A 23,192-nucleotide genomic window follows, 5' to 3' on the forward strand; every position below is an offset into this window, starting at 1 on the left:
GCTGACGGAGTAACAAGCAGCGTGAAGGCTTAGCTAGAAAATAGTTTAAGCTGATTTGCAAAAACTCTAGTAAGATGCTTATGTCAGACTCATCCATGCTAGACCGATCGCCCAAAAACTGTCAACGAAAAAAAAGTTGGAAAAAGTGGGAACTTCCTCAAAATCCGACGCGTGGCAAAAAAAGTGGGGAAAAGTGGGAAAAAGTTTGGTATAGTAACTAAAATTATCCCACCATCCCACCTATGGACAGTCCTCAGATATTACAATTTGTCGATGAAGCTGTCTGTGCCAAGACAGGCAAACATCTAAACAACTTGCAGCGCAAAATTATCGCGGGAATACTGAATCGTAAAAAGTATTCTGACGTTGCAGAAACTTATGGTTATAGCTCCCAGCACGTTAAAAAAGCCAGTCATGAGCTTTTGCAAATGTTATCTGAGGTTTTTGGTGAACAAGTTAAAAAAAGTAATCTTGAATCTGTCCTAGAAAGGCAGATAAATCATAATATAAATCTTGGCAATAAGAATACTTTTAAAAATACTAACAAAATTAGCTACATTAACAATTGTTCTAATCCCTCCACTCCTACCCCAGATGAAAGTCAGCCTGAAAATCCCGACTTGCAGGAGGAAAGCCAAAATCAAACTAAGATTGAAACAATTGATAAATTACGGCAGTTTGGCTTGAGCGACGAGCAAATTGCAGAAGCGCTAGATCTACCTTTAGAGCAGGTTAAACAGGTGGACTTGGAGGAGTAAAATCTGCTACAGTAATGAAGAGATAAGTTTTGAGAATAAATTAGGAGAATCAATTGAAAATCAAAATTATCATTCACGAAGCAGAAGAAGGCGGATACTGGGCAGAAGTTCCTGCTATTCCTGGCTGTGCAACTGAGGGCGAAACCTTTGAGGAATTGCTGCAAAACCTCTATCAAGCAATCGAAGGTTGTCTGAATGTAGACTTACAATGAAATCAACAACCCAAAATACAAGCTATTTTATGAACACAAAACTCATTGAATCCTTGGTACAAATCATCCAGACACTCTCTGAAGAAGAGCAATTGCTAATCAAAGCAAAACTATTTAGTAACATCCCCTATCCTTCTACTGCGGAAATAGCCCAGTTAGCCCAGATCGGGGGAGCATTTCAATTCCTGCATGATGAACCTGATATTTACACCCTTGAAGATGGAGAGCCAATTTAGTGAAGCTAAAAAAAGGAGATATTGTTTTAGCTGAATTTCCCTTTACAGAGCAGCATCTATCTTAACTCGTACAGCATCGATCCACTAGCAAAATTAGCATACCAAATTATTTCAAACCAGCACCGGACGACTTCTCAGCGGCACAAGAATTTCATGCAAAACACTAGGCTTCGCACTAAGATATACTTCACCACAATTAGCCTCGTTATATCCGACAATAATTGCACCGATCGCACTACCGATCTCAGGATACATCTCTTCACTCATCTCTCCGTTATCCAAAAAGTCTGGAATTTTAATCAAACCTTTGACAGCATCTTCACCAATATTAACAAACACTCCAAAGGGAGCATGATATTCAACTTTACCCAGCAAAAACTGCCCCAATCTGTACTTTAACTTAATTTGTTCCCAGCTTTGACTATTCATAATATTCACTGTGGTTTGAGGACTCGTGGAAATTGATTGAGTATGGGAAACAAGCGTTGAGGTACAATTACCTCAATTCGATCGTAACCCTCTTTCTCATCATAGCGATATTCCAGCGACTTGAAATACTGCTCATAACTTGACCGATCAATTGAAACCTCCAGTATTCCTTCTTTGTAACTTTGATTATACTCTTCTGCAATACTTCGATCGTGGGGGCCTGCAAAATAGCAATTTCCATCAACATAAGGAGGATTATACGGAAAATCGACTGGTTGAAATCCTTCTTTCAGTAATTTCTGACCTTTGCGTTTTTGAGGTGCTTTGTAAAGTGTAATGATTGGGGGGGATTCTGACTGACTAGATTTCATGTAAAATGCTTCAAATTTCCCTACACTTTCCTTCACTAAATACTTGTTCTGCTTGTCGCTTCAAAGGGTCGAATTTGCCTGCTTTCAAATCTTCTTCAATGTGTTTATCCCAAAGAGGTTCTTGAAATTCGTCAAGCCATTCGATAAACTCTGCGAGTTGATTTTGTGGAAGTTTGCTTACTACTGTCTTGAGTTCTGTAATGTTCATGGGTAAGTATTTTTTTTCCTAATATTCGTTTACCTGTTTGCTCTAATTATATCGCATCGATCGCACTATACGAAATTTCCTCTCTTCTCTTCAGTCCTCCTCTGCTCGGACTTGGTTTGACAAGAAGCGATTTCAATCGCTTGGTGACTGACAAATTAGCAGCAGGGAAAGAGGAATTTTCGTCTGTGGATGTATCGGTTCCTCTAATTCGCACACTCTCCAGCCGGATTCCGATACTTGTTGAAACCACGAACTAACTGTGCGAAAATACCACGGCATCGGCTCTCGAAAATCTCCACCGAAATTGTCGAAAGTCTCGATTTTCCATCCGTCAACATAGGGCTGTTGCTGACACGCTGTGAATGGATGAACTGTCTGGATTAATAAATGTCCGTTTGAGACTGTGGCTTGGCGCAACGATCGCAATAAACCTCCAATTTCCTCACCGAGTAGCGAAAAATTGCAGACGATCGCATCATAGGGTTGACCGAGTATCCCTGGATCGGCAATCATCTCATCGTAGCCGATCGCCCGAAAACAACCGCTGCTTTTCTCGATCGCGCGATCGATCAAACCACGGGAAGCATCAACTCCAACCACCTCTACACCGTGCTTTGCTAAGGCGCGCCCCAACCAACCTTCACCGCATCCGACATCCAGCACTCGCCGAGGCCCGCAGCGCAGCACAGCTTGTAGAATAGCCTCATCCGTTGCTGCGCGGCGGCTTGCAATCAGATTTTGGTCGATCGCCCGTGTCCATGCGTCAGCATTAGCTTCCCAACTTTGTTGAATTTGTTGCTCTCGATCGGATTTTATCGTCATTCTTTTAGTTGATTGATATCATGTCCGATCGATTGCTCGGGTTCGATCGTTCGGAATGCAAGTCCTTGAAAGATGCGGACTGAAGTCCGCACTACGAACCGTTTTTGTTATGGTAATTGAGCGGATATGATATGATGTCTTAACTGTCAAATTGGCGATCGCACTTTAGCATCAAATTTTCAATCAGAGCGATCGCCTTTGCCCACATTGTGATTCTCCTATTGGTACTAGGACTTAGGCAGAAATCTGATTGCCACTCCGATCCTGCGTAAGTCCTGGGCACATGAAAACGAGTTCCGAAAGGGCGATCGCTAAACCCATTTACCCACAACAACCCTCACCGTTCCATCCGCCAAAGTTTCCTCTTCTTCCACATTAAAACCCTCAGACTGCACCGCCGCCATCAAACTTTTGCGCGCGTATTTCTGACTGATTGAATTGACAAATTCCTGCTGGTTAATGCGAGCCCCCCAAAAATCCGCCACCAATTCATAATCCTCTTCGCCGCTGCGCCGAAAACCCAAATCGTAACCGTTGGACTGCCGAATCACGTACTCGGCATTAGTTTTCTCGCCATGATAACCCCGCACCTGCACATTGCACTCTACTTGATAACCCAACTCTTCCAACACTTGATGCAGCAGTTCGCCGTTTTTGATCTGAACCTTGATCGTTGTGAAGTGTGACATATCACTTTCGGATTTTTGTGTGAAACGCTGATTTGATTATAATAACATAAATAGCAACAGTCAATAAATTAGAACTTACGCTATTTAACCCGATATTTACGAACTGTTGCGGGTTTTGCTTTTTTTGCGCCTGCACTCAAACCCGGTTTCTGGCAGCTTGGCAGCCAGCGTCATGCCCTTGCCAAAATTTAAGTTTGAAATCGATCTACCAGTTATTAACTTTCGTGTCTGGGTAGTTAATTACTAATTCCCCAATTCTTCAAGATAAAATCTACAATCTACAATATATAGCTTTTCTCAAAAAGATGATGTATAACAGAGAGCTTGTAAAACCACTAAATTCAGAGGGCTAAAGCCCAACAACGTCCGCGAATCTTTCTGATCGTCACTATAAAATATAAAATAGTATGATTGCCGATAATTCTAACCAACCCAGAGAATATGATGCCGTCCTCGGCGGTCAAAGTCAAATCCCGATCGCCGCCGCCGTTTTGGGAGGCATCGCCGGAGTCAAGCAGCGCTTGCACAGTCCTAGTATCGAGCCGCGCACGGCCGCCGTTAAAGATGCTCCTAAATACGGAGATGCAGGTTTGAATTTAGCAATTGAAGCGCTGCTTGATCCCGCACCAGAAGTGCAGCGAGTTGCTTATTCAGTTTTGCGACAAAGGACAGAACCTTTTGTCCGCCAAGCTTTAACAGAATTCGTACCTTACCAGTTGTTTGACTGCATCCGCACTGTGAAAACTGGGACAAATGTAGCGATTAGTCCCGGAGGATCTCGCACGGCGAGTTTGCACGGCAAAATAATTAGAATTTGCGATTTAGAGACAGGAGAAATACTCTATACTGTTGACAAGTATCCCCGCGCTCAAGAAACTTTTGTTCTTTGCCAAGAAACCGAAGTTTTTGTCAGGAGCAGAAATCTTCCGAAACACCGCGCGATCGAAATTTGGCAGGAAGGAGAATTGCGACATACTTCCCTCGGACACGAAGGGGAAATTACTGCAATTGTCATCAGTCCCGACAGTCGAGTTATCGCCACCGGTTCGGCAGATACTACAATCAAAATTTGGAATTTAGAGACGGGAAAGTTAATTTGTACTTTTGGCAGTCATTTAACTTGGAAAGCGCACAAAGGAGGAATTGCAAGTCTGGCTTTTAGCCCGATCGCACCAACTCTCGCTAGCAGCAGTTCTGACGGTACAATTAAACTCTGGAACCTCCGCAGCCGAGAATGCTCCCAAACAATTAAAGGTTATGCGAATTGTCTAGCTTTCAGCCGAGACGGGCAGACTTTGGCTGCTGGCGGCTGGGACAGAAACATTCAACTGCGCCAGCTATCGCATCCGGATAATCCAATAACTTTGGCAGGGCATTTTAACTCCATAAATGCGATCGTCTTTAGTCCCGACGGGCGCACTGTTGTCAGTGCTAGCGCCGATGGTAATCTCAAATTATGGAATGCCCCCACTGGCGAACACATTCACACTCTCAGCGGACATCAAGCTTCTGTTACAAATCTTACTTTTAGCAGCGATGGCGAAACTATTATCAGCGGCAGTTTAGACAAAACTATCAAATCTTGGGGAATTAATTGAAGGCAGAAGGAATAAGAAATAAGGCAGAAGTCAGAAGGAAGGGTAATATCAAATTCGCCCTTCATCGTCCTGTATTCATCTCTCTTATCTCCCTCTGTGTTCTCTGTGTTCTCTGCGGTTAAATAATTCCGATGCAACCGGAAACGATATATAGCGGATCTAGCTCCCATATTCGCGGACGTTGTTGGGAAGAGAGCCCTATACGTTCAAGCGGTTATAAGCTGTCAGTCATACCTCATCTTTTTGAGAAAGGCCATAACATCTCTGGGAACAGTAAAAACCTTTTTTTACTCTCCCCAGAGCGTCCCGGCACAGCAAAGCTGATATACATATAGTGTCCCGGCACAGCAAAGCTGATATACATATAGCAACTGTCCCGCACACCAAAGCAGCGTGTAAAAGCAAAACACAGATGCGGCTCTTGGAAAAAGCAAGAGGAAATAACGAAGAGGGAAGGGGCAATCGACGGCATGGGGCAAGTGCAATGCGAGAACTTCCTAACCGTCGGGCCCGGTGGTTATATTTCAAAATTCGCGATTTCCGATTCCTAGGTGCGTAAATATACGCAAGCAAATATAATAACTTTATAATTCTAGGTCTTGTGCAAGCCGAGGATTGCGAAACTTCTTTTTGCCATACTACACATACTTAGGCTAAAAGTATCGATTCGCAACCATTATTCAGCTTGTTGTCAATTTCTGAATAGTCGCCACACAACCGGGCAAGCCACTATTTATGAATCCTTTACACTAGCTTGAAATTATCGAATCTTCCTCAGATGAGTATCGCAACGAACTTTAATATTTGATTGAAAAAGTTTATGCTTAAAAGATAGGCAGGGATTAAATATAACAGTGCTTCCCTGAGTAACCATGTCACACTCCAACCAATCCATCTATGCTTCCAGCAATGCCACAGAAATCTGCGGCACTGCTGCCAGTTGGCAGGAAAAAGCCGATCGACTAACGGTAGAATTAAGCAACACGCGCGATCGGCTTCAGGCAGAAATCGATCGCCTGAAACAAGACAACCAAACCCTGCACGCCGCTGTCAGTTGTGCTCCAGTTTTCCTGTGGGCAACCGACAAAGACGGCAGGTTAACCCTTGCAGCAGGCAAAGGATTGGAAAATTTGGGGCTCGAACCGGGTGAGGCTGTCGGAGAGTCGATTTTTGCAGTTTACAGCCAGCCAGAGATCTTAGAAAATATTGCCCAGGTAATCGCAGGAAACGATCGCACTTGGAATACCCGACAGGGGACTTTTATTCACGAAATTCGATCGGCACCGCTGCTCCATGCCAACGGCGAAGTTGTCGGGGCTGTCGGTGTTTCTACTGATATTACCGAGCGCGAGCGAGCCATGACAACTCTCTCTCTTTCAAATCAAGAATTAGAAGACAAACTTACTCTGCAAACGGCAGTCTCGAATGCAGCACTGGCCGAAAGCGAAAAAAAGTACCGCAACCTCGTAGAAACCTCCCAAGAGTTGATTTGGTCGATCGACATTCAAGGCATCTTGACTTTTGTCAATTCCGCCGCCAAAAGGATCTACGGTTACGAACCCCTAGAAATGATCGGTCGTCGCTTTGCAGATTTTTTGATTAAAGAAGAAAAAGCCAGACAAATAGAAATATTTGCCCAACTCTTAGCAAGAACCAGCCTTCAGCCACAAACCCCTAATTTGCCTTACGAAATAGTACACATCCGCAAAGACGGTACCCCCGTCCACCTGCGCGTCAACAGCATCGTCAACCAAGCTGAAAACGGCGCTATTTTAGGCTTGTGCGGAACGGCGACAGATATTAGCGATCGCAAGCGCTCCGAAGAAGCACTCCAAGAAGCTACAGACCAACTTCGCGCCGTCTTGGATGCCGTGCCCGGACTGATTTCTTGGGTCAGTTCAGATTTGCGGTATATTGGAGTCAACCAGCACTTAGCAACCTCGTTCAAACGGTCTCCTGAAAGTTTTGTCGGGGAAGAAATCAACTTTCTCGACAAAGGCTCAACTTTTGGACAACTGATCCGAAACTTTTTTCACAGTTCATGTCAGCAAACCTCCCAAGAAATAGATATAGAAATTAACGGCTTAGCCTGCAATTATTTAATAGTAGCTCAAAAATATCATCAAGGAACCGCAGCAGTTTCCGTAGGAATAGACATTACCGAACGCAAGCGCGCCGAAGCTCAAAAAAGCCAATTAATCGTTTCTTTGCAAGAGTCTGAATGCAAATTTCGGAGCCTTTACGAAGCCACCAGCGACGCAGTAATGCTGATCGAAGAAGACAATTTTTTTGACTGCAACCTCGCCACCCTAGCAATTTTTGGTTGCAGCAATCAAGAACAGTTTTACGGCAAGAAACCTAGCGAATTCTCCCCGGAATTTCAGCCTAACGGACAAGACTCGTGCAGTCTAGCAACACAAAAAATATCCGCAGCAATGCAAACAGGTAGCTGTCGCTTTGACTGGGTGCACAAACGGCTAGACGATTCAGAATTTCCCGCAGAAGTGCTGTTAAATGCAATGGAAATTAACGGTAGAAAAATAATTCAAGCAGTAGTGCGGGACATTACAGATCGCAAGCGCGACGAAGATCGCATCAAAGCATCCCTCGCAGAAAAAGAAGTCCTCCTCAAGGAAATTCACCATCGCGTCAAAAACAACCTTCAAGTTATTTCGAGTTTGCTCAAACTTCAGTCCCGCTACATCCAAGACAGTCGCGTTAGTGAAATGTTAAAAGAAAGTCAAAACCGAGTCAGATCGATGGCCATGGTGCACGAACAATTGTATCAATCCAAAGACTTGTCAAACATTGACTTTGCTGAATACATCCAAAATCTTGCCCACAATTTATTCCAAGCTTATGAAATTCATACAGAAGGCGTCAAGTTGCAAACAAATATTGCGCCGTGTTCTATGAATATTGATACGGCAGTTCCTTGCGGGTTAATTATCAACGAGCTTGTGACAAACTCGCTCAAGTATGCTTTTACAGGACAAACTCAAGGTAAAATAAAAATAGATTTTACTTTAGATAATAACCGGGTTTGCGTGCTAGCTGTGAGCGACAGTGGAATTGGTTTTCCTCCAGACTTAGATTATCGAAATGCCCGAACATTGGGTTTGCGACTGGTCGGGTCTTTGGTCAAGCAAATTCGGGGTAAAATAGAACTGTTAGAAACGGCTGGCACGAATTTTAAAATAACATTTTCCAAGCAAAATAGCACTTCAAGGAGACAACTTAATGTCAAATAAAAAAATTCTGATAGTTGAGGACGAAAGCATCATTGCGGAAGACATTTCCGACAGTTTAATATCTAGAGGGTATAGCATAACAGGTATTGTGTATTCCGGAGAAGAAGCGATTGAATCCGCAGCCGAATTCAGACCAGATTTAGTTTTGATGGATGTTAACCTCCAAGGAGAAATCGACGGAATTACAGCAGCAGAAGAAATTCGATCGCGCTTTCAGATTCCGGTAGTTTATTTGACAGCTTATGCGGACGAAAACACTTTGCGGCGCGTCAATGCAACGAAACCTTTCGGCTATATTGTGAAACCATTTGAAGAAAAAAACTTGCACACAACTATTCAAATAGCTCTCCACCGACACCAGCATGACTGCTTGACAAACTTGCCAAATCGTTCGCTGTTACGAGAGCAGCTAAGTCTGCTATTAGACAAGCAAAAAGAATTGCCAGAAATGATTCCCGTTGTCATTCTTAGTTTAGATAGAATTAACCGGATTAACAGTACCTTGGGGCACGATATCGGCGACTACGTACTTTGCAAAGTTGCTGAGCGGTTGAGCAACTGCACGGAGAAGATTAATATTGTGGCTCGTTTGGAATCTGCCGAATTTGCAATTGTTCTCGAACCAGTTGCCGAAAAACAGGATGCTGCCAAGATTGCTCGAAACATTTTAGATATTGTAGCCCAAGCTATGATTGTCAAAGGCTCGGAACTCTATGTCACGGCAAGTATGGGTATTTCTTTGTCTCCTGGCGACGGCAACGATGGAGAAGAACTGCTAAAAAATGCTTATACAGCTATGTACAATTCTCAGGAAAAAGGTGGCAACAAGTATCAGTTTTATACGGCAAAAGTTGCGAATAATTATATCAATAAATTTACTCAAGAGACTTGCCTGCGTAATGCTTTAAAACGCTCGGAATTTGAAGTTTACTATGAGCCACAAATAGAAATTAAAACCGGAAAAATTATTGGTGCTGAAGCTTTGGTGCGCTGGAACCATCCAAAAAGGGGCAGAGTTTCCCCTGCGGAATTTATTCCCATGGCTGAAGAGATGGGCTTGATTGCACCGCTGGGCGAATGGGTGTTAGAGACGGCTTGCAGGCAAACTAAAGCTTGGCAAACAGAGGGTTTGCCTCCGCTGCGGGTAGCAGTCAACGTATCAGCCCGCCAGTTCGATCGCAAAAATTTGACGGAGAGAGTCAGCCAGATATTGAGAGAAACTCATCTCGATCCTAAATTCCTGGAATTAGAATTGACGGAAGGTCTAATTTTGCAAGATGAAGCGGCAGCATCTCAAGCTTTTACTGTGTGGAGAGATATGGGGATTAGGATAGCAATTGATGATTTTGGCACGGGATATTCTTCTTTGAGTTATCCGAAACGCTTGCCGTTTGATGCGCTAAAAATTGATAAGAGTTTTATTCGCGATATTGCTGACGATCGCCAAAATGCTGCGATTACAATAGCGATTATTCAAATGGCGCACTCCATGAATATGACTGTGATTGCTGAGGGGGTAGAAAATCAGCGGGAACTTTCTTTTTTGTGCGTACACGATTGCGACGAAATTCAAGGTCATTTTTTCAGTCAGGCTTTGCCAAAGGCTGAGTTTGAAGTGCTGCTCAAAAGCGATAAGTGCTGGAATTTTTAGGCATTGGGAATGGGGCATGGGGCATGGGGCATTGTTCAACAGTTGACTGTTGACTGTTGACTGTTGACTGTTGACTGTTGACTGTTGACTGTTTGATAGCGATCTTTACCTTTAAGTCCGAGGATTGGAGTAATGAATAGTCTAATATCATTTTTATAAAATTGTGCAATACGCTTGACCCCCCTAGCCCCCCCTTGTAAAGGGGGGGGACAAGAATACTGTTGCTTTTTTTTAATTGGTATAATTTTAATTTCTCCCGATCGGGGTTGGGGCTTTCAACCAATTCTTTCTGGTAATTTTCCGCAATGACTAATGACTAATAACTAAGAGGGCGGGCACTCAAGGCAGGGCCCCTACCAACTGACAACTTACTAATTTAAAAGATTCGCCCAACCAGCCAATTTCCCAACCACAGCCCGAAACCAGAAGTAGCCACTAACAGGATAAACGTGTAGATCCCGCCATTGCCGATCGACCTTTCCCCAGCTACCATCCGCGCCACAACTCCCGCAACAATCCCGATCGCAGCCCAAGCCCCATAAACCGCCTTAGATCCCGCCACAGCCAAGGCTTGGGGTAGAGCCTCCGCACCCGCCCCAGCCAAAACGCCCGCCCACGCACCAATCAAGAGCCCGATCGCACCTCCCAGCCCCACGGGCCCACCAGAATGCAGCCCTAGTTCCGCCGCCAGCCCGCACATCAAGCCCACAATCCCCCAACAAACTGCCTCCACTAACACCTTCAGCCAATTACCGGAACCCGTTCCAGCCATCAATCCCACCACTGTCAGCACTCCCGCTGCTGCCAAAACTACAGCCACGGCCCGGGACTGGGCCTCTGAACTGGCGATCGCCCCCAGACCAGCCCCAACTAGCGCCCAAGCAGCCCCTGTTGCGATTCCTCCCGCCTGAAAACCGGCGATCGACCCCCCCACCGTCCCAGCCAAAACTAACGCCGCCAGCCACACTCTAGGCGTTGCCGAACCCTCCGCCAGCAAAATCGCGGCCCACAGCCAATCCGCACCCCAGATTAAAGTGAACATCCACATTGGGGCGTCAACTTTTGTCAAAATGTAGCTTGTCACAGCGTAACTCCCAACTGCGATCGCCAACGGCCCCCAAGGGAAGATGGAATATTTTTGAGATAGCTGCGGTTTTGAGTATTGAGTCGGAAATTCTTTTTTCCGGTTCGGGGTAAGGTAGGGATATTTTTGAGATGGCCGCGCTTCCCTCGCTACGGTGGGCCCATATGGCTTTTTTCCCCACGTTTGGCGATTTTGAGTTGTAAATCGTTTCTTGTTTTTCGGGTTGTTTTGAGCTGAAATTTTGTTGGAGGCGGCTTTTTTTTGCCGGGTTTGAGTGCGCTGGGAACCGGGCTTACCGCCTGATTTTGCCGATCGCCTTCTCAGTGGCTTTTCGATCGGCTTTTCTGGTGGTGGCGGCGGTGGAGGCTGTTGAGATGGTTTGTCGATCGACTGTGGTGGAGACTGAGTCAGAAATAACACCAACTCGTCATAAGCTTGATTGATTTCTATTAATCTTTGTTCAGCTTTTTGTTGCAGGCGATCGTTGTGAGCAAACCGATCGGGATGCCACACAAAGGCTAAATCCCTGTAAGCGCGCTTAATTTCTTCTAGGGAAGTTCCAGGCTCTATTTCGAGGATTTCGTAGCATCGATTAATGTCACCCATAAACTTCGTCGGCTGGTGTTGTTCAACAGTTGACAGTTGTAGGGGCAGTGCCCCCGTGCCTGCCCTCTTAGTTGACAGTTTGAGAGCTACCTCAACCCTTAAGTCCGAGGATTGGAGTAATGAATAGTCTGATTTTAATTTCTCCCTCAAAGCGAGAGACTTTCAATTAATTCTTTCTGGTAAATTTGCGATCGTACTTCTTATCTTCTACTATTCTCAGGCAAGCTGCACAATAGGCCGGTGCCGATCGAGCGAGCGAGCGATTTTAGATTTGGGATTTTAGATTTGAGAATTGGGAATGAGTTATTATATAAGGGTTTCGAGCTTTTTTAATGTTGCGTTCGGTTTTGAAACAGGGATGACAACTGGGTAGAATGGAAAAATAGTTTCGGGCGATCGCCATCTGTGTCAGTGTCGGAAAATCAACCTCCCACCTTCATCTTAGTTGACGGCCACTCCCTGGCCTTTCGCTCCTACTTCGCCTTTGCCAAAAGTCGAGACGGAGGCTTGCGAACTACCACAGGCATTCCCACCAGCGTCTGTTTTGGCTTTCTCAAGTCGCTGCTGGAAGTCATGGCCGCCCACGATCCCCAGTACATGGCGATCGCCTTTGACCTCGCCACGCCCACTTTTCGCCACGAAGCAGACGAAACCTACAAAGCCGGTCGTGCCGAAACCCCCGAAGACTTTATCCCCGATCTCAAAAACCTGCAAGAACTTTTGGGCTATCTAAATTTACCAGCAGTCACCGCTCCGGGCTACGAAGCCGACGATGTTTTGGGAACTTTGGCGAACAAAGCCAGCGCCGCGGGTTATGCGGTTAAAATCCTGACGGGCGATCGAGATTTGTTTCAATTAGTAGAAACCGAGAAACACATCAGTGTATTGTACTTGAGCACGGATGAACTCAGGCGATCGGGAAAAGGCAAATCCCAAGAATACGGCCCGGAAGCAGTCAAAGAAAAACTCGGAATTATACCAGCACAAGTAATAGATTACAAAGCTTTGTGCGGCGACAAATCCGACAACATTCCCGGAGTCAAAGGCATCGGCGACAAAACCGCCCTGCAATTATTGGAAGCTTACCATTCCCTCGATGGCATCTATGCTGCGATCGACGAAATTAAAGGCGCAACCAAGAAAAAGCTCGAAGAAGGCAAAGAAGCAGCCTATCATTCTCAAAAAATGGCGACAATTATTCAAGACGTTCCCCTAGAAGTTGAATTAGAAAATTGTCAGCTTAAAGGTTTTGACGAAGCAGCATTGATTCAGATGCTGGAAAAGTTGGAATTTAAAACATTTTTAACCAAAGTTAAACAAATTCAAAAGCGTTTTGGCGGTGTAGAAGAAGAGCAGAAAGAAGTAATAAGTAAGCACGAAGAAGCAGAATCAACTGGAGAAGTTACAATCTCTGAAGAGCCAAGTAATACTGATAATTCAATAAAGGCATCGCCTGCAACTTCTGACGATGGAGAAGCCGACGACTTATGGTTTTGGAGTCCTGATGATACCAAAGCCGCCCAGCAGGAAAACCAACTGCCAATTAAACCCCGCATAATTCAAACAACCGAACAGTTAAACGAATTAGTCCAACTCCTGCAAACCCACACCGACAAAGCATCACCCGTGGCGTGGGATACCGAAACCACCGCCTTAGAACCGCGAGATGCCGAATTAGTCGGAATCGGCTGTTGTTGGGGAACCGGAGAACAAGATTTAGCTTATATTCCCACGGGACACAAAACGGGCACAAACTTGGACAAAGCCACGGTTTTAAATGCTTTGCGCCCGATTTTGGAAGGCGAGAATTATCCCAAGGCGCTGCAAAATGCTAAATTCGATCGATCGATCCTGCGCTGTCAAGGAATTAAACTAGCAGGAGTCATCTTCGACACCATGCTAGCCAGTTACGTACTCAACCCAGAAACCAGCCACAGTCTCAGTGAACTCTCAAGAAAATACTTAGGTATTGTCGCCAAAAGTTACAAAGAATTAGTTACAACAAAAAACAAAACAATTGCTGACATCAGCATCCCCGAAGTAGCTAAATACTGCGGCATGGATGTTTACACCACATTTCAATTAGTAGGTAAACTGAGAGCAGAATTAGATAAAGCTGATGAAGCTAGCTTTCCTGGAAAATCTTTGCAGGAGTTGCTGCTGGAAGTAGAACAGCCCTTAGAACCGATTTTAGCAGAAATGGAATATCAGGGGGTTCGCATAGACACAGGATATCTTAAAGAACTCTCCAATCAAATGGAACCGCAATTAGCAGCAATTGAGCAGGAAATTTATAGCGCCATACCTCTTGATGATTTCAAAGCTTATCTAGCGGAAAAAATCGAACATATCGAACCAACTTTAGGGACTGTTCCTCAGAAAGTTTACGAAGCCGTACCTAGTGCAATTTTAAAGCCTTATCTCAAGAAAATATTGCCAAAAAATAACCTTGATTTGGCTGAAATCAAGCAGAAAGTTGACAACGCAGCACCCAGTGAACTTTTAAAGTTGAACTCACCATCCCAGTTGAGCGAACTGCTGTTTGACATACTCAAGCTAAACCCCAAAAAGTCTCGTAAAACTGCGACAGGCTTCTACTCCACCGATGCTTCCTTCCTAGAGAATTTGCAAGGAGACCATCTAGTTGTCGATGCTATCTTAAAGTACCGCACGTTGCAAAAGCTTTACTCTACCTATGTAGATGCTATACCGAAGCGGGTGCGTCCTGATACTCAGCGATTGCATACTGATTTCAATCAAACTGTTACAGATACAGGTCGTCTGTCTTCTTCTAATCCTAACTTGCAGAATATTCCCATCGGTACGGAGTTTTCGCGGCAAATTCGCAAGGCATTTTTACCGGAGGAAGGTTGGCTGATGGTGTCGGCTGACTATTCTCAAATCGAACTGCGAATTTTGGCTCATTTGAGTCAAGAACCTGTGTTAATCGAAGCTTACAACAATAACCGAGATGTGCATACTCTGACGGCTCAACTGCTGTTTGAAAAAGAGGAAGTCACAGCGGATGAAAGACGCTTTGGTAAAACGATTAATTTTGGGGTAATTTATGGTATGGGGGCGATTAAGTTTGGTCGTTCGATGGGCAAATCTTCCGCAGACGGTAAAAAGTTTATTGAACGATTCAACCAGCGTTACAGTAAAGTCTTTGAATTCTTGGAAAAAGTAAAAAAAGAGGCGATCGCCCTAGGCTACGTTACCACAATTCTCGGCCGCCGCCGCTATCTAACATTCGACAAAAATGGCAGCCTCCAGCGCTTAAAAGGCAGCAATCCCGAAGACATTCACTCCGAACAACTCGCGCGCTTAAGCAGAGATGACGCCCAATCTTTGCGCGCCGCAGCTAACGCTCCCATTCAAGGCTCCAGTGCTGATATCATTAAACTTGCCATGATTGAGGTAGACAAAATTTTGCAAAACTATCAGGCGCGGCTGCTGCTGCAAGTTCACGATGAATTAATATTTGAAGTACCTCCCGATGAATGGGAAGAATTGCAGCCAAAAATTAGAACGGCGATGGAAAGTGCTCTGCCGCTTAGCGTACCCCTGATAGTTGATATCCACGCGGGGCAAAATTGGATGGAAACTAAATAAAAAAAAGAAAACCATGACACAAAATAAAATCTCCCTTTCGCCTACAATCACCAGCTTGAGCGCAGTTGCTCTGCTTTTCCTACTCTCCGGCTGTCCGCAAAAGCTACCGCCCAACAATTATGCTGTCAAACGAGTCAGCGACGGCGATACTCTTGTCGCCAGCGATGCCGCCGGCAAAGATATTAAAGTGCGTTTTGCCTGCGTAGATGCACCAGAAATTGCTCACACTAACGCCGAAAAAAATAGCAAAAAAGCAGCATATAAAAATCAGTTTAAGTGGGGCAATCTAGCCGAGCAAAGAATGCAGCAACTCGTCAAAGAAGGGGGCGGTCGCGTCGTTTTGACAGTCACTGATACTGACCGCTACGGCCGCAAAGTTAGCGAAGTTCGCTTACCAAATGGCACATTTGCTCAAGAAGTTTTGGTGCGCGAAGGATTAGCAATGGTTTACACTCCATATTTAAAAAATTGTCCTAGTGCAAGTATTTTGAAACAAGCAGAAGCCGAAGCCAAGAAAAATCGCCGCGGTATTTGGGGAGATTCTAAGTTTGTGCCAGCTTGGGATTTTCGGCACAGCGATAAATAAAGGAAGAGTTGACAGTTGACAGTTGACAGTTGACAGTTGACAGTTGACAGTTGACAGTTGACAGTAAATGTAGGGTGCGTCGCCACGAACAACTCTTGTTGCTATTGAGAGATATCGTAGCGACGCACCTTACCACTTATAACGGGATGAATAACAAAGGAGGTGATATTACAGGGTAAACGATCTACTCAATCAAAGTTCAAAAGCTTAGCAACACAGGTTTCTGTGTACCCGATTTTTTTGAAAAAGGCGATCGCCAAAAAATCAACCTATATGTCAATACGGTTTACTTAACACTTTTTATGCCCCGGAGATCCCCCTCGCATCCCCCTGGTTGTAGGGGGACTTAAGAGCTTTCTTGTCCCCCCCCTTTTTAAGGGGGGTTAGGCAGGGCGGTTTTATTGTCGTCAGACAAATTAGGTACGTAGTTGCGATCTTTGCGCTCTTTCTTAATCTTATAAAGAGCGCAAAGATCGCAACTACGTACCTTGGCCGATCGCGCGAGCCGACCTTTGAGCGATACTTTTGGTAGTTTTATATCTCCTATCCTGACAATTAATCCACCCTGCTTTTTAAGGGGGGTTAGGGGGGATCTGCCTTAAGTAAACCGTATTGACCTATATGTATATTGACATCAGCAAAATTATGTTGTTGAGGTGGTATCTGCGAAGCTTTATCAGACATTTGAGAAACCAGGTTTCTAGACACCGATGCGGAGCATCCTAATTTAGTACAATACAACGAGGACGAGGTTCTGCTCGTAGTGTCCGCAATCTGTGGAATTTGGGCAATAGCTGATATCAAATCCGCCCTTCATCGTCCTGTATTCATCTCTCTTATCTCCCTCTGTGTTCTCTGTGTTCTCTGCGGTTAAATCATTCCGATGCAACCGGAAACGATATGACGGCAGATTCATCCAAGGTCAGACATGAGTTCGATGGGAGCATCTCAATGAACGCAAAAAGCATTTTTTTGAAAGTGCCGTCCTCGAAGAGCGTGCTTTACCAGAAAGAATTGCTTGAAAGCCCGCCTGCCTGCTCGGGAGAAATTAAAATCTGACTATTGATTACTCAAATCCTCGGACTTAAGGGTAGAGGTAGCTCTCGAACTGTCCCAGGTCAACTGTCAACTGTCAACTGTTGAAAAAGCTTTGCTGTGTTCCCGACAGCACTACAAATGCAAAACCCAGATGTACCCAGTGCGATCGCACTTTTCTCTTAGCTGTTTTTAGAACAGTCAATAAATGTGATAGGCTCCAGATAAATCAATAGACTGCCACGAAAAGCGGTCTATTGCAATCACCCAGAAATTAGTTTGAGGGGACATCAATGAATATCAAACATCTCACTATCTCCGGGATTGCACTCCTGCTTGGTACTGCAATCGTAGGAAATGCTATTGCTCAAGAACTGACCAACGAGCAAAAAACTGTTACTTGTCGGTTGAAAACAGAAGTTGACCAGCGTTCGAGCAACGGTCAAAAATTGGTGTTTTGGCCATTGATAGGCACTGTTCGCAAGCAAGTTTCATCTCCTTTTAGAGCAACGCTGCATCCAGATATTGAGTATGTTTTTGTAGCCACTTGCGACGGAAATTGCCAGGATTTAAACCTAACCCTCAAGGATGCCAACACTGGCCAAGAAATCGGTACGAGTCAAAAGACGGGCGAACTGGTATCAATCTCTTTTACTCCGCCATCCCAAGGGGAATATCAAATCACTGCCAAGCCTGGCGAATGTACGAAGGAAGAGGGTTGCAGTTTTGGTATGGGAATCTTCGTTCCTGCCTCTGCTACCGTACCTAATGCTTCAAAACTTCCTGCTGACTTAGCACAATTTCGACTTTGCCAGTAGAAGAATAGCGATAAGTTGTGAGTTGCGAGTAGAGTTGAGGCTTGAATCACCAATCAAATTCATAACTCGCAACTTATAGCGGTTCTCATAAATATGAGTTATGTCAAATTCTGATACGATCGCCTTGAGAGCACACACAAGCGAGCGTCTTTACCGGAGAGAAGCCTCAGAGATCGTATAGGAACTATCGCTTACCTTTTTGCCCATTACCAATTACCTTTTTCTCAATTACCCTTTACCACAAGCGTGCCAGATCTATCTGAGAAAGGCTATATATAGCAACCGCCCGACGGTGAGGACGTTCGTAATGTCTTAAACCCTGGCTTTTATTGCTTCTTGCTTCTGCCTTCTTGCTTGTGCCATAATTTTTTAACCATAACTCCCCCAAACTTTAAAGCAGGTCGAGGTGTGGAACCCTGCAAAGACCCCATAACTGCCGAAAATTGGCCCTTTGCCAGAACTTTATTTACCCTCAGGCAGGCATCAATTAGAATAATAGATAATGCCCCTCAGGGTGACGAGTATATTGCCCATGTCTTCAACCTTAGCCTCGAACAATCAATCCCAGAACAATTCTCAAATAGGTTTTAAAAGTCTGTTGGGCCGCTTGGGTATCAGGCAAAAAATCGGCTGCGGATACGCCTTGGTCATTGGTATTGCCATTTTGGGCGCCGCCGGAGGACGGGGAGTAGAGTCATATCACAAACAGCAAGTGAGAGAAAAACTCGCGATCGACCGAGATAAAGCCGAAATCCTCACCAATCTGAATAATAGCGCCCAGGAAGTCAGAATTCACCAGCAATCACTGCTGAATCTGACGGCACAACCGCAAATTTTCGATCGCGAACGATCGGACTTTTTGACTCGCGTTGCTCAGATGAGCGGACAGCTAGAACAACTGCAAAGCCAATCGCCGTCGGCTTCTGCCGGTGTTACAAAAGATTACCAAGAGATTCAAGAGTTCGCCAAAGCCCACAGCAAAACCGTAGAAGCTTACTTCCAACAAGTCCAGAAACTGCTGGGGAATGCCAAGTTATCTGGTTTGAATCCGCAGCAGCGGCAGGTATTCCAGCGGAGCTTGAATAATTTTGCCACGGGGAACAACGCTTTTAAACTCGAACAGTTTTCGCAAGATTCAGCCAAACTGGCTGGCACTTTTCGAGACAAAGCAGACGAGGCATTTAGAACCTACGAGAAAGCTGAACAACTCGGAACTCTGATTCTGCTTGGTTCTCTGTTGGCATCAGCGATTATCGCCACCTTACTGGCAATATACACCAGCAGGGCGATCGCCCGACCACTACAAGCCGCCACCTTCATCGCTCAGCGAGTGTCAGAAGAATCGAACTTTGACCTGCAAGTACCCGTTACCACCTCCGACGAAGTAGGAATGCTGGCAATTTCGATCAACGAACTGATCCAAAGAGTCGCGGAATACACGGAAGACTTGCAAGAAGCAAAAATAGCAGCCGAAGCTGCCAACCGCTCGAAAAGTGCATTTCTCGCCAACATGAGCCACGAACTCCGCACCCCCCTAAACGCCATCATCAACTACAGCGAAATGCTGCAAGAAGATGCTCAAGATTCCGGCTCCGAAGACTTTCTCCCCGACTTAGAAAAAATTCAAACCGCAGGCAAACATTTGCTCGACATGATCAGCGATATCCTCGATATTTCTAAAATAGAAGCAGGTCATGTGACGCTTTATTTGGAACACTTCGATGTGGCGACGATGATTGAAGAAGTGATGACTACGGCTCAACCGCTAGTAGAGAAAAAAGGCAATGCTTTAAGGCTGCAAGCAAAAGGCGAACTCGGCATGATGTACGCCGACCAACCGAAAGTCCGGCAAATTCTCCTCAATTTGCTCAGCAATGCTGCCAAATTTACCGAAAAAGGCGTCATTACTATCGAGATCGAAAAAGTTAAAAATGAAAAGCCAAAACCTAAGAAAAGGAATAAAAATAAAAATAATGCTGTTAATTCGGGTTCAAACTACAGTTCTCAATTTTTAATTTTTCGAGTCAGCGATACTGGGATTGGGATGACAAACGAACAATTAGAGCAGATATTTAAACCTTTTACTCAAGCCGATCCTTCGACTACTAAGAAGTACGGCGGGACGGGTTTGGGATTGACAATTAGCCAGCGTTTGTGTCAAATTTTGGGTGGCGAAATTAGCGTTGAAAGTGAGAACGGGAAAGGTTCAGTTTTTATTGTCAGTCTCCCGGAACGGGTGGTGATGCAGGCATGAAAACAGTTGACAGTTGATAGTTGACAGTTGGCAGTTGATAATTTGTAGGGGCGGTGCCCCCGTGCCCGCCCTCTTCGTTGATAGTTGACAGTTGACAGTTGACAGTTTGCCGTAGGGTGCGCCGCCACCAACAAGCCCTAAAAAAATCAACAATCTCCGAGCGACGCACCTGACAAAATTAATCAGCAGTCATTAGTTGTTATATACTGGAACAATGGACAAGTACATCGTTTTCAGAGCTGACTGGAATGAGGAACAAGGTGCAGAAAACAGACTCCTAGCGGATAAGGGAATGCTCACTGACATTCTTGCCGAACACTTCGACTCTTCTAAACCGCCCAATGCCTCAACCGGGGTACAGATTCCGAGAATTTCACCGGATAGAAAAGTTGGCGGATTCCAAATTTCCCGCTGCGAGCACGCACAGCCAAGCAGTTGCAGGAAACACAGGTTTAGGAGGCATCAGTCATCAGTCGTTAGTCATCAGTCATCAGTCATCAGTCATTAGTCATTAGACCTCTCCAAAAAATCATCTGAAAGCCTTATTTTGTAAGAACAAAAATCTAGTTTTTGAAGAGGTCTATTAGTTATTGTAACGAATCACTGCAAAAAATTTTATTTATGCCACAAATTTTAGAAGAAATAGATACCCTTGCAGAACAGCAATTGGTTCTTCCCGGTTATTATAGTTGGGAGCAATTTGAGGCGATCGAATCTTTGGTAGCAGATGCTCCCGGTTTGCGGATAACTTATTTTGATGGTTGGATTGAATTTATGACATTGGGAGAAGAGCATGAGACGATCGGTCGTCTTCTGAATTTTTTGCTACAACTCTACTTTTGTGAAATGGCAATTGAATACATTCCTGTAGGCAGTGCAACTCGCAGAGAACAAGCAAAAAATGTATCATTTGAACCTGATGAGTCTTATTATATAGGTGAAAAGAAAGAGCATCCCGATTTAGCAGTGGAAGTAACGATTACTAGCGGCAGTACAAAAAAATTAGCTAAGTATTTGCGACTTCGCATCCCGGAAGTATGGTTTTGGAAAAATAATCGGCTTTCTGTTTATCGGCTGCGCGATGATGATTACGAGCAAGTTTCAAGAAGCGAGTTTTTGCCGGAATTAGATTTAGAATTGTTGTCACGATGCGTTTTAATGCCTTCGAGGATTGAGGCAAGGACTGAGTTTATGAAGGGTATTAGGTAGCAGTGATGGAGGCAGAAGAAGAGGGAAGCAATTAATTATTGTATGCTGCGCTCGTTCTTTCACTGCTAATATAAAGGTGTTTTTTATTCAACAACTTTTTCATTAATATTTTATTTTGATATGCACAACCTACTTTCTTTGACGCAATGCTTTTTCAAATTTCTGTTCTAGAATAATCGCTGCAAATGGCGCTACGAATCCCCCAAACGGAAGTGAGCCGATCATTGCTAAGGATACAAGTGTTGGATCTATCTGTTTATTAAGAACTCCTAAAATAGCACTTTCTGCGGCTTTACGAGTATAAGAGCGACACAGAACGTTTGCATTTTTCATGTATACGTCAATCAGATCCGATGCGTTATTTACAGAAATTAACTCAAGGTAGACACGATCTCCTGGATTCAATAGCTCAATAGTTAGATCTAGTTCACCATTCTGACGTTGTAACTCACTAATTTTTCCAAAACCAACTTTAGGTTCTGTCTTTAGGCTGTAACCAACAATCTTTGCTTTATTGTCTATTCGGATTAAAACAGGTTGATTAGCAACTGCTTGGTTGCCAGAATTGAAAATCTCAAGATTGAATAAAAATACAGATGTTGTCTGTTCTCCTGAATATTTAACCTCTAATTCACTGCGAATGGTATCTGAAAATGTTAACAATGAAGAAGCATCGTTGATAACACAATCGACTCGTTTAACTCTGCTGGTTTTTTTCCAGATGAAAATGGATACTGCTGCTGTTAGAACCGAGCCAACAACTGCACCAATAATTGCTGCAATAGTTGGGTTTTCATACCAATTCATCTGTTGCATAACTACTCATTCGATTGCATAAACATGAATGCCGAACATTTTAATATTCTCATAGTAGACTTTTAACGCAAAAACTCAAAGGCTGAAAAAGTTGGAAAAAGTTGGATCTTTTTCAAGTTGTCACACACAATTAGCAAAAACGACCCAAAAAGTTGGGGAAAGTTGGAAAAAGTAGGGTATACTAACTGTAGTCATCTCATCTGCCCACCTATGGAAATTCCTCAGATATTGCGATCGGTCGATGAAACTGTCTCGGCTAAGACAGGCAAACATTTAAACGACTTGCAGCGGAGAATTATCGCGGGAATACTGAATCGTCAAAAGTATGCTGGGGTTGCAGAAACATACGGTTACAGCGATAAGCACGTTAAAAAAGTCAGTCACGAGCTTTTGCAAATGTTATCAGATATTTTTGGCGAACAGGTTAAAAAAAGTAATCTTGAATCTGTTTTAGAACGTCACATCAATGTAACTATAAGCTTAGGCAATAAAAACACTGGAAACAAGAATAATGTCAATATAGGTTACATCAAAAATTGCCCCGATTCTTCCACTTTTACCCAAAATGAAAGTCAGACTGAAAATCCAGAAATCCAGGAGCAAAGCAATAATTATACTGCGCTCGCACTAAATGAAATAATTGATAAATTGCGTAAGTTTGGTTTGACGGACGAACAAATTGCTGAAGCACTAAATCTACCAATGAATGAGGTCGATCGAGTACATTTAGAAGAGTGAATATAAAGTCCATCTAGGATATCCCTCGCTCTATGTTCGGAAGTTTATAAAGTTGGCGGTGGGGTAGTTTACCATTGTAAAAATATAAATTCGATAAAACCATCGGTATCAGTCAAAACTCGGCTTTGTGCCCGTGCAGGCAAAGATTACGGAAATACCTATATCAATATACGGGAACACCGATCGCCCTTCCCGCCCTTAACTCCCTA

At 44.2% G+C, this 23,192-nt stretch carries 21 protein-coding genes; 12 read left to right on the forward strand and 9 right to left on the reverse strand.

From position 1 onward, the window contains the following. The first annotated feature begins 242 nt into the window (after nucleotides 1-242). Genes QZW82_RS14455 through QZW82_RS14465 form a run of 3 tightly spaced genes read left to right on the forward strand, consistent with a single transcriptional unit; the run spans nucleotide 243 to nucleotide 1,206 of the window. Complete coding sequence (locus tag QZW82_RS14455; RefSeq protein WP_293149255.1) at nucleotides 243-758, forward strand: hypothetical protein; 516 nt, start codon at nucleotides 243-245, stop codon at nucleotides 756-758. Nucleotides 759-811: 53 nt separating this feature from the next. Further along, on the forward strand, nucleotides 812-970 hold the full coding sequence (locus tag QZW82_RS14460) for a type II toxin-antitoxin system HicB family antitoxin (protein ID WP_293149256.1): 159 nt from the start codon (nucleotides 812-814) through the stop codon (nucleotides 968-970). Nucleotides 971-999: 29 nt separating this feature from the next. Continuing rightward, complete coding sequence (locus QZW82_RS14465; protein WP_293149257.1) at nucleotides 1,000-1,206, forward strand: hypothetical protein; 207 nt, start codon at nucleotides 1,000-1,002, stop codon at nucleotides 1,204-1,206. A 111-nt stretch (nucleotides 1,207-1,317) separates the two neighbouring features. Here QZW82_RS14465 and QZW82_RS14470 read toward each other — a convergent pair whose 3' ends face one another. From QZW82_RS14470 to QZW82_RS14490, 5 genes are all read right to left on the reverse strand, one after another. Next, entirely contained in the window at nucleotides 1,318-1,635 is a 318-nt protein-coding gene (locus QZW82_RS14470; protein ID WP_293149258.1) for an RNA-binding protein, read from the reverse strand. A gap of 5 nt (nucleotides 1,636-1,640) precedes the next feature. Beyond that, nucleotides 1,641-2,006 (reverse strand): hypothetical protein, encoded by a 366-nt coding sequence (locus QZW82_RS14475; protein ID WP_293149259.1) that lies wholly within the window; start codon nucleotides 2,004-2,006, stop codon nucleotides 1,641-1,643. Between the two features lie 10 nt (nucleotides 2,007-2,016). Beyond that, complete coding sequence (locus QZW82_RS14480) at nucleotides 2,017-2,214, reverse strand: hypothetical protein (protein WP_293149260.1); 198 nt, start codon at nucleotides 2,212-2,214, stop codon at nucleotides 2,017-2,019. Between the two features lie 132 nt (nucleotides 2,215-2,346). Continuing rightward, nucleotides 2,347-3,036, reverse strand: coding sequence for a class I SAM-dependent methyltransferase (locus QZW82_RS14485; protein ID WP_293149261.1), 690 nt, complete (start codon nucleotides 3,034-3,036; stop codon nucleotides 2,347-2,349). A gap of 311 nt (nucleotides 3,037-3,347) precedes the next feature. Next, complete coding sequence (locus QZW82_RS14490) at nucleotides 3,348-3,725, reverse strand: DUF1257 domain-containing protein (RefSeq protein WP_293149262.1); 378 nt, start codon at nucleotides 3,723-3,725, stop codon at nucleotides 3,348-3,350. Nucleotides 3,726-4,132: 407 nt separating this feature from the next. Here QZW82_RS14490 and QZW82_RS14495 point away from each other — a divergent pair, with 407 nt between their 5' ends. From QZW82_RS14495 to QZW82_RS14505, 3 genes are all read left to right on the forward strand, one after another. Continuing rightward, nucleotides 4,133-5,323 carry a WD40 repeat domain-containing protein gene (locus QZW82_RS14495; protein ID WP_293149263.1) on the forward strand — a complete coding sequence of 397 codons (1,191 nt, stop codon included), beginning with the start codon at nucleotides 4,133-4,135 and terminating at the stop codon, nucleotides 5,321-5,323. 872 nt (nucleotides 5,324-6,195) lie between these two features. Beyond that, nucleotides 6,196-8,574 (forward strand): PAS domain S-box protein, encoded by a 2,379-nt coding sequence (locus tag QZW82_RS14500; protein WP_293149264.1) that lies wholly within the window; start codon nucleotides 6,196-6,198, stop codon nucleotides 8,572-8,574. Continuing rightward, nucleotides 8,564-10,225, forward strand: coding sequence for an EAL domain-containing protein (locus tag QZW82_RS14505; protein ID WP_293149265.1), 1,662 nt, complete (start codon nucleotides 8,564-8,566; stop codon nucleotides 10,223-10,225). The genes QZW82_RS14500 and QZW82_RS14505 overlap by 11 nt, the downstream gene beginning before the upstream one ends. A gap of 376 nt (nucleotides 10,226-10,601) precedes the next feature. Here QZW82_RS14505 and QZW82_RS14510 read toward each other — a convergent pair whose 3' ends face one another. Beyond that, on the reverse strand, nucleotides 10,602-12,065 hold the full coding sequence (locus QZW82_RS14510; protein ID WP_293149266.1) for a J domain-containing protein: 1,464 nt from the start codon (nucleotides 12,063-12,065) through the stop codon (nucleotides 10,602-10,604). 261 nt (nucleotides 12,066-12,326) lie between these two features. Here QZW82_RS14510 and QZW82_RS14515 point away from each other — a divergent pair, with 261 nt between their 5' ends. Both QZW82_RS14515 and QZW82_RS14520 read left to right on the forward strand, forming a co-directional pair. After that, nucleotides 12,327-15,527 carry a DNA polymerase I gene (locus QZW82_RS14515; RefSeq protein WP_293149349.1) on the forward strand — a complete coding sequence of 1,067 codons (3,201 nt, stop codon included), beginning with the start codon at nucleotides 12,327-12,329 and terminating at the stop codon, nucleotides 15,525-15,527. Between the two features lie 13 nt (nucleotides 15,528-15,540). Further along, nucleotides 15,541-16,113: a thermonuclease family protein gene (locus QZW82_RS14520; RefSeq protein ID WP_293149267.1), complete on the forward strand. Its 573-nt coding sequence runs from the start codon at nucleotides 15,541-15,543 to the stop codon at nucleotides 16,111-16,113. Here QZW82_RS14520 and QZW82_RS14525 read toward each other — a convergent pair. Further along, nucleotides 16,070-16,249 carry a hypothetical protein gene (locus tag QZW82_RS14525; RefSeq protein WP_293149268.1) on the reverse strand — a complete coding sequence of 60 codons (180 nt, stop codon included), beginning with the start codon at nucleotides 16,247-16,249 and terminating at the stop codon, nucleotides 16,070-16,072. The genes QZW82_RS14520 and QZW82_RS14525 overlap by 44 nt on opposite strands. A 1,192-nt stretch (nucleotides 16,250-17,441) precedes the next feature. On the opposite strand from QZW82_RS14525, the gene QZW82_RS14530 reads away from it, so the two are divergent. Continuing rightward, complete coding sequence (locus QZW82_RS14530) at nucleotides 17,442-17,966, forward strand: hypothetical protein (RefSeq protein WP_293149269.1); 525 nt, start codon at nucleotides 17,442-17,444, stop codon at nucleotides 17,964-17,966. A 532-nt stretch (nucleotides 17,967-18,498) separates the two neighbouring features. After that, entirely contained in the window at nucleotides 18,499-20,220 is a 1,722-nt protein-coding gene (locus QZW82_RS14535; protein WP_293149270.1) for an ATP-binding protein, read from the forward strand. On the opposite strand, the gene QZW82_RS14540 is transcribed toward QZW82_RS14535, so the two are convergent. Continuing rightward, complete coding sequence (locus QZW82_RS14540; RefSeq protein ID WP_293149271.1) at nucleotides 20,186-20,389, reverse strand: hypothetical protein; 204 nt, start codon at nucleotides 20,387-20,389, stop codon at nucleotides 20,186-20,188. The genes QZW82_RS14535 and QZW82_RS14540 overlap by 35 nt on opposite strands. A 452-nt stretch (nucleotides 20,390-20,841) precedes the next feature. Here QZW82_RS14540 and QZW82_RS14545 point away from each other — a divergent pair, with 452 nt between their 5' ends. Further along, nucleotides 20,842-21,429 (forward strand): Uma2 family endonuclease, encoded by a 588-nt coding sequence (locus QZW82_RS14545; RefSeq protein WP_293149272.1) that lies wholly within the window; start codon nucleotides 20,842-20,844, stop codon nucleotides 21,427-21,429. A gap of 129 nt (nucleotides 21,430-21,558) precedes the next feature. Here the strand turns inward: QZW82_RS14545 and QZW82_RS14550 are convergent, their stop codons facing one another. Continuing rightward, entirely contained in the window at nucleotides 21,559-22,245 is a 687-nt protein-coding gene (locus QZW82_RS14550; RefSeq protein WP_293149273.1) for a hypothetical protein, read from the reverse strand. Nucleotides 22,246-22,455: 210 nt separating this feature from the next. Between QZW82_RS14550 and QZW82_RS14555 the strand changes: the two genes are divergently transcribed. Then, entirely contained in the window at nucleotides 22,456-22,983 is a 528-nt protein-coding gene (locus QZW82_RS14555; RefSeq protein ID WP_293149274.1) for a hypothetical protein, read from the forward strand. The last annotated feature ends 209 nt before the right edge of the window (nucleotides 22,984-23,192 follow it).

Origin of the sequence: Microcoleus sp. bin48.metabat.b7b8b9.023, from assembly GCF_013299185.1 — a bacterium.
Taxonomy (GTDB): domain Bacteria; phylum Cyanobacteriota; class Cyanobacteriia; order Cyanobacteriales; family Microcoleaceae; genus Microcoleus.